The organism is Bradyrhizobium sp. P2_E8 (assembly GCF_056403875.1).
Genome location: NZ_JBFUES010000312.1, coordinates 1 through 7394 on the forward strand (window position 1 = coordinate 1; position 7394 = coordinate 7394).

Sequence of the window (7394 nt, forward strand, 5' to 3'; positions counted from 1 at the left end):
CGGGCGCGGCGGGCCGCGCGACAACCGGTGCGCGCGCAGCCGGTGCGGGGATCGCAGGCGCCAGCGGCGGGCTCGCAACCGCGGGCCGCCGGCGCAGCCGTGCGCCGAGGTGACGGATCTTCTGGATCAGGTCGTGATGGAAGGTGTCCGCGGCCGACGCCTCGCGCGTCGATTCCGGCTTCGGAATGTAGTCGGCCGCGCCGAGCGACAGCGCCTTGAAGCTGACTTCCGCGTTGCGGCGCGTCAGCGTCGAGGCCATGATGATGACGAGATCGCGCTTCTTCGCCAGCAATTGCGGCAGCGCAGAGATGCCGTCGAGCTCGGGCATTTCGATGTCGAGCACGGCAACGTCGGGATTGATGCGTTCTAGCTGGTTGACCGCCTCGAGCCCGGTACGCAGCGAGGCTGCGACCTCCATGTCGTGCTCGGCGCCGACCCAGCGCGAGATCAGACCGCGGATGACGACGGAGTCATCGACGATCATCACCCGCAGCGGCCCCGCTTCGCGCGACGAACCCGTGGTCGAACTACCTGCGAACGCAACACTCATTACTCACCAACTCAGACTGAAACGGTTCAGTTGAAAACAAACGCCGAAGGAGCCGTTCAGCCTCCGGACGGTCGCTCAGATCAAGCCGACTTCCTGGAACTTCGCCGTCACGATGTCCTTGTCGAAGGGCTTCATGATGTACTCGTTGGCGCCGGCATGAAGTGCGCGCGCGATGTGCGCAACGTCGTTCTCGGTGGTGCAGAACACCACCTTGGGCTGGTCGCCGCCGGGCATGCGCCTGAGATGGCCGAGAAACTCGTAGCCGTCCATCACGGGCATGTTCCAGTCCAGCAGCACCGCGTCGGGCAAGCCGCGCTTGCAGGCCTCCAGCGCCTTCTCACCGTCCTCGGCTTCGAGGATCTGGAAGTCGAGGCCCTCCAGGATCCGGCGCGCAACCTTGCGGATGACGCTGGAATCATCAACGACGAGACAAGTTCGCATGTGAACCTCTGCTTCCTGTCCCCTTTGCGGGGACACTTCCAATTGCAAGTCCGTCGGCGGCGTTGCCGCCGTATCAGGCCGCCATCATCTCGGGCGCGAGCTCGAGGACGCGATCGACGTCGAGGACGACCATGAGCTGGCCGTCGAGACGGTGGACACCGCCGGCGAGCTTGGCCATGCGGGGGTCGAGGTTGACGGGGTTCTCTTCCTTGCCGTCCTCGGGCAGGCGCAGCACCTCGCCGATCTGGTCGATCAGCAGGCCATAGGATTCGCCGCGCAGGTCGACACCGACCGCCATCGGCGCCTTGCCGTCCTCGGGCCTGGGCAGGCCGAGRCGGGCGCGCATGTCGACCACGGTGACGATGCGGCCGCGCAGGTTGAGGACGCCGGCGATCTCGCGCGAGGACARSGGMACGCGGGTGACGCGCTCGGGCATGAACACGTCCTGGACGCGGGAGATCGGCAGGCCGAACAGCTGGCCGCCGATCATCGCGGTGACGTATTCGACCATGGCGCCTTCGGTGGTCTGCATCTTGTTGGCCATAAGCSTATCTCCTGATCCCGCTGGTTACGCCGCGGCCCGGCTCAGCTCGGAGGCGCCGGCGGCGCCCGCGGTCTGTTCCTTCAGCGCCGCGATCAGACCGGGMCGGTCGAACTTGGCGACATAGTCGTGGAAGCCGGCCTGACGGCCGCGCTCGATCGCCGCCGGCGACACCARCGCCGACAGGCCGATGATCGGCATCGAGCCCAGATTGTTGTCGGAGCGGATCACTTCGGCGAACTCGAACCCGTTCATGTCGGGCATCTCGATRTCGGTCAGCACCACGTCGAAGCTCTGGGCGCGCAGCGCGGCCAGGCCCTCCTGCGCGGTCGGCGCGGTGCGGACGCGGTAGCCGGCCGCCTTCAGCACCGGCGCCAGCATGTTGCGGAAGAACGCSGAGTCGTCGACCAGCAGCACCGACTGCGAGTGCATCGACGGCTTCATCTCCTTGCGGGTGAACCAGTCGGCGAACGCCATCGGCAGGAAGTGGCCGACGTCGATCACCTCGGTGGCCTGGCCCTTGATCACGGCCGAGCCCAGGATGCCCTGGCTGGAGCCGCCGACCTCGATGTTGAGGCGCTCCTCGACGATGTCGATGATCTCGTCGACGACGAGGCCCATGGAGCGGCCGTCGTCGGCGAACACCAGGATCGGCTGGGCGCCCTGGCTSGCAATGGTGACGCCCTCCATGGCAACCAGCGGCATCAGCTGCTCGCGGTACTGCACCATGTAGCGGCCGTTGGAGAACTCGATCTTGTCGGCGGGGAGCTCTTCCAGGCGGGTGACGAGCCCGAGCGGGACCGCCTTGGGCTGGGACGAGCCGGCGCGGAACACCAGCAGCGARGTGGTCTGCTCGCCMSWTCCGATGTGATGCGCCCCGTTCTCGTCGCCCATGTCATGGGCCGAGGAGCCGGCGGCGCCGAGCGCCTTGGCAATGCCGTTGGGGTCGATGATCATGATCACGGCGCCATCGCCCAGGATGGTGTTGCCGGARAACATGTCGATGTGACGCAGYTTCGTCGACATCGGCTTGACCACGATTTCTTCGGTGTGGAACACGCCGTCGACGACGATGCCGAAAGTCTGGCTGCCGACCTGGGTGACCACGATGAAGCCGTTCTCGGGATCGCTGGCGGCGCCGTCGTCGATCTTGAGCAGCTTCTTCAGATGGATCAGCGGCAGCAGCTTGTTGCGCAGCCGCAGGACGGCSGTGTCCTTGATGCGCTCGATGCGGTGCTCGCTGTTGGCGCGGGCGCGGACCAGCTCGACCACCGACAGCTGCGGGATGGCGAAGCGGTCGCCGGCGGCTTCCACGATCAGCGCGGAGACGATGGCGAGGGTCAGCGGGATCTTGATGGTGACGGAGGAGCCCTCGCCGGCCACCGACTTGATGTCGATGGTGCCGCCGATCTGGTCGATATTGGTGCGGACCACGTCCATGCCGACGCCGCGGCCMGAGACCGAGGTGATGGCGGCCGCGGTSGAGAAGCCCGGCGCGAAGATGAACTTGTGGATCTGGGCTTCGCTCATCTTCTCGAGCTCGGCCTCGGTGACGAGACCGGAGGAGATCGCCTTGGCCTTGATCCTCTCGGTGTTGAGRCCGCGGCCGTTGTCGGCGATGCAGATGATGATGTGGCCGCCCTCGTGATAGGCGGACAGGCGGATGGTGCCCTGCTCGCCCTTGCCGGACGCGAGCCGCTCGGCGGGGGTCTCGAGGCCATGGTCGGCGGAGTTGCGCACCATGTGGGTGAGCGGGTCCTTGATCAGGTCGAGCACCTGGCGGTCGAGCTCGGTGTCGGCGCCGTGCATCTCCAGCTCGATCTGCTTGCCGAGTTCGSWCGAGAGGTCGCGGACGATGCGGGGCAGCTTCTGCCAGGCATTGCCGATCGGCTGCATGCGCGTCTTCATGACGCCTTCCTGCAGCTCGGCGGTGACGTTGGACAGGCGCTGCAACGGCACCTTGAACTCGGTGTCCTCGTTGCGGCGGGAGATCTCCAGCAGCTGGTTGCGGGTCAGCACCAGCTCGGAGACCATGGTCATCAGATGCTCCAGCGTATCCACGTTGACGCGGATCGACTGGTTGGCGATGCGGTCGCCCTCGGAGGCGCCCTCGTCGGCCATCGACTTCTTCGGCGCGGCCTTGGCGGCAGGCTTGGCAGCTTCCTTCGTAGCCTCTTTGGCGACAGGCGCCGGGGCTTCCGCGGCCGGCGCGGGGGCGGCCTTGACTTCGGCCTTGGCGATTGGCGCGGGGACCGGCGCTTCGATCGCGGTCTCGCGGAAGGCACGCTCGAGCTCGTCGAGCGAGACTTCGCCAGGGCGCAGCGGGCGCTCCAGCGTCTGGTCGATCAGCGTGCCAGAGGTCATCTCCTTGGCGGGTGCAGGCGCAGCAGCGGCCGGGGCTTCCGGCACCAGCGGCGGCGCTTCGGCAACGGGAGCAGCGCCGGCCGCCATCGCGGCCATGCCCTGCTCGACCATCGCTTCCAGCTTGTCGATGAGATCGCGGTCGGTGCCCTCGGGCTCGGCTTCGGTCGCCTCGAGGCCGGCGAGGATTTCCTTGATGCGGTCGATCGAGGACAGGATCACCGTCACCGCCTGCCCCGTCACCGGCATGCCGTCACGGAATTTGCCCATCAGCGTCTCGCCGGCATGCGCCAGCGCCTCCAGACGCGGCAAGCCGAGGAAGCCGCACGTACCCTTGATGGTGTGGACCAGGCGGAAGATGTTATCCAGGATCTTGGCGTTGTTCGGCTCCTGCTCGAACTTCACCAACTGATTGTCGACGGTGTCCAGGCTCTCGCTGGTCTCCGTCAAGAACTCCCGCAACAGATCATCCATGAAAACAGGCCTTCATACAGGGAGGGCGCGCACGAGGCGTGATGCGCCATTTCGGAATGGGGCCAGCTTCACCGCAAAGCGTTTAATAATGGTTGAGTATGTGGAAAAGAACGGAACCAACAAAGAGATAAGGCGCTCCGGACAAGCCGAAGCGCCTCGTAAAGGTTGGATTAACGTCTTACGAGCGATGCGCGCGTTTACGAAGCGGTAACGATGATGGCTGCGCCTTCCGGTGCGAGCGTCACGGTGAGCCCGCAGGCCTGCGCGAGCAGCCGCGTATAATAAGGCTGGATCGCGTGCGCATCCGCAGCGGGCCCGCGCTCGCCGCTGAGGAGCTCGGCGATGTTCTGCGGCAGGCGCGCATTGTGTCCGGCCGCGGTGATGCGAAAGCTCATCGCCTCGCCCTCACCGATCGGATCGATCGTGAGCGTGCCGCCGCGCGGGATCGTGTGCTGGGCCACGACCAGCATGTTGAGCAGCAGCTTGACGCGATTCTTCGGCAGCAGCAGCCGCGGCAGATTCCACGTGATCGTGCACTTGCCGTCCTCGATGTGGCCGCGCGCCATGGTCTGGGCATCGCCGAGGTCGATCTGGGCGCCGGAGGAGCCGGCCGCGCCGAAGGCGAGACGGCAAAACTGGAGGCGGGCGGAGGCCGTCTTGGCGCTCTTGCGAATCAGGTCGAGCGCGAACTCGCGGTCCTCGGGCTTGGGATCGTCGTCGAGGACTTCGAGCCCGTTGACGATGGCGCCGACGGGGCTGATGAGATCGTGGCAAACCCGCGAGCACAGCAGCGCGGCGAGTTCGAGCATATCGGGAGCAGTAGTGGTCGCGGGCGACGAGGCGTCAGACATATAATGGGGTCCTGGAGGGTTCCTGGAATTGCGCGGCGCTGGACGCCGCGAATCACGCATGCTTGACGGATGCCGCAGGTTCTAACATTCGCAAGCCTGCGGCAGCTAGCTTGCGATCGGTTCGGGGCGGCCATAAAGCCCCAATCGAATCAATCGGGGCGAATCAGTCGAGCAGGAACGGAATTGCCGATGAATGAGGCATGCAGGTGAAGCGGATCATCGACGGCGCGGCCGCATCCGGCCTGATGGRGCCGCTCACCGCGCTGGTGGTGAAGGCGGGCGAAGCGATCCTCGCGGTCAACCGCGCGGCGATGCGGGTCGACGGCAAGCAGGACGGCTCGCCGGTGACCGAGGCCGACCTTGCCGCCGACCGCATCATCGCGGACGGCCTGGCGCAGCTTGCGGGCGACATCCCGACGCTCTCGGAGGAGCGGACCCAGCTTGCCGCTCCGCCGTTCCGCGACAGCTTCTTCCTGATCGATCCGCTCGACGGCACCAAGGAGTTCGTTGCCGGCCGCGACGAGTTCACCGTCAACCTCGCCCTCGTCACTCAGGGGGTGCCCCTGCTCGGCATCGTCAGCGCGCCCGCACTCGGGCTGCTCTGGCGCGGCATCGTCGGCCGCGGCGCCGAGCGCGTCAGGTTTGACGGCGCTACCATCGGTGCCGCCGAGCCGGTCCACACCCGCAAGCTGCCGGCGCCGGGCGAGCCCTGGGTCGCGGCGGTGAGCCGCTCGCATGGCGATCCCAAAAGCGAAGCGTTCATCGATAGCAGGCCCAATGCCGTCAGAAGGACGGTCGGCTCGGCCGTGAAATTCGGCCGGATCGCCGAAGGCAGCGCCGACATCTATCCCCGCTTCGGGCCCACTTCGGAGTGGGATGTCGGCGCCGGCTGCGCGGTCGTGACCGCGGCCGGCGGCAAGGTCACCGACGGCAAGGGCGGCGAGATCCACTTCGGCCAGCGGCAGGATACCGGCTTCATCATCCCGGAGTTCATCGCCTGGGGCGACCCGCAGGCGGTCGGCTGCTACTGACCGAGCTGCTCCTGAAGCGCCGGCCAGCGCTTGCCGACTTCGTAGAGGAAGCGGTCCGGATTGGCGGCGAAGGCGTCGCGATTGGCTTCCCGGCTGAACAGGTAAAGCCGCTGCGCCACGATCGCGAAGAAGCGGGGGTTGCCGGCGATGGTGACGCCGCGGGCGATGTCGGCAGGGTCATAGCCGCCGAACTGCGGTCCATAGATCTCGGGATGGGCCAGGAAGGAGGCCCGGTTGCCCTCGTTCCGGAAGCGCCAGACCGCGCCCCAGAGGTTGGCCTCGAACTCGGCCGTCCCCTGCGCGGCGCTGCCGTCGACGAAATAGGCGACTGGGTCGAAGCCCTCGATGGCGACGCCGCTGAAGCGATTGACGACGATCCGTTCGGTGGTGGCTGCCTGGGCCGGCAATGCGCAGGCGATCCAAATGCCCGCCAGCAGGCAGACGAGGCGGCCGATCAAGGCAATTCCGGGGCGCAAAGGGCTATCTTCCTGCCGTTGTGCCGTCATAGTTGCTGCGGATAACATCCGAGTCGAGGGGACATTCGGCGCAACCTAGAGCCGTGCCTGTTGGCGTCAGGTTAAGGAAGCGATCGGATTCGATACCAGGGGTTCTTTTATGACTTTCGCATCACGCCTTGCTGCGCTCGCGCTCGCCGCGATGGTCGGCTGGATCGTGCCGGCCTCCGCCCAGCAGGCGCCGCCGCCCAACCTGCCGCCGCCGCAGCGGTCCCCGACGCCTAACACCTATGGGCCGGACGAGCTCGTGACGGCCGGTCACCGCTTCTTCGGCAACGTCTCGCGCGGGCTCGCCTCGATCATCGAGAAGGCGGTCAGCCAATGGGGCCTGCCGAACGGCTATATCCTGGGTGAGGAAGGCTCCGGCGCCTTCGTCGCCGGCCTGCGCTATGGCGAAGGCACGCTCTACACCAAGAACGCCGGCGACCTGCGCGTCTACTGGCAGGGCCCCTCGCTCGGCTTCGACTGGGGCGGCGACGGCGCGCGCACCATGACGCTGGTCTACAACCTGCCCGCCACCAACGCGATCTACCAGCGCTTCGCCGGCCTCGACGGCTCGGCCTATATCATCGGCGGCTTCGGCATGACGGCGCTCACCGCCAACAACATCGTGCTGGTGCCGATCCGCTC

8 protein-coding genes are annotated in these 7394 nt (G+C 66.7%); 2 read left to right on the forward strand and 6 right to left on the reverse strand.

The window, feature by feature from the left end:
• The 5 genes from AC1D00_RS18585 to chpT all read right to left on the reverse strand — a co-directional run.
• Positions 1–550, reverse strand: a 550-nt coding sequence (locus AC1D00_RS18585) for a response regulator (RefSeq protein ID WP_477011658.1), incomplete at its 3' end; no start/stop codon positions are given.
• 75 nt (positions 551–625) lie between these two features.
• Positions 626–991 carry a response regulator gene (locus AC1D00_RS18590; protein WP_007600538.1) on the reverse strand — a complete coding sequence of 122 codons (366 nt, stop codon included), beginning with the start codon at positions 989–991 and terminating at the stop codon, positions 626–628.
• A 73-nt stretch (positions 992–1064) separates the two neighbouring features.
• Positions 1065–1535, reverse strand: a complete 471-nt coding sequence (locus AC1D00_RS18595; RefSeq protein WP_135176768.1) for a chemotaxis protein CheW — start codon at positions 1533–1535, stop codon at positions 1065–1067.
• 24 nt (positions 1536–1559) lie between these two features.
• Complete coding sequence (locus AC1D00_RS18600; protein WP_477011659.1) at positions 1560–4367, reverse strand: hybrid sensor histidine kinase/response regulator; 2808 nt, start codon at positions 4365–4367, stop codon at positions 1560–1562.
• Between the two features lie 197 nt (positions 4368–4564).
• Entirely contained in the window at positions 4565–5218 is a 654-nt protein-coding gene (gene chpT, locus AC1D00_RS18605; protein WP_027548462.1) for a histidine phosphotransferase ChpT, read from the reverse strand.
• 200 nt (positions 5219–5418) lie between these two features.
• Between chpT and AC1D00_RS18610 the strand changes: the two genes are divergently transcribed.
• Entirely contained in the window at positions 5419–6249 is an 831-nt protein-coding gene (locus tag AC1D00_RS18610) for a 3'(2'),5'-bisphosphate nucleotidase CysQ family protein (protein WP_477011660.1), read from the forward strand.
• Here the strand turns inward: AC1D00_RS18610 and AC1D00_RS18615 are convergent.
• Complete coding sequence (locus tag AC1D00_RS18615; protein WP_477011661.1) at positions 6243–6725, reverse strand: YHS domain-containing (seleno)protein; 483 nt, start codon at positions 6723–6725, stop codon at positions 6243–6245. The genes AC1D00_RS18610 and AC1D00_RS18615 overlap by 7 nt on opposite strands.
• A gap of 139 nt (positions 6726–6864) precedes the next feature.
• On the opposite strand from AC1D00_RS18615, the gene AC1D00_RS18620 reads away from it, so the two are divergent.
• Positions 6865–7394 (forward strand): DUF1134 domain-containing protein (locus AC1D00_RS18620; RefSeq protein WP_477011662.1); only part of this gene is annotated, 530 nt, incomplete at its 3' end.

What these genes read in the sequence shown, in the direction of transcription:
- AC1D00_RS18590 (WP_007600538.1), bottom strand. Translation starts at nt 991, where the DNA reads ATGCGAACTTGTCTCGTCGTTGATGATTCCAGCGTCATCCGCAAGGTT.
- chpT (WP_027548462.1), bottom strand. Translation starts at nt 5,218, where the DNA reads ATGTCTGACGCCTCGTCGCCCGCGACCACTACTGCTCCCGATATGCTC.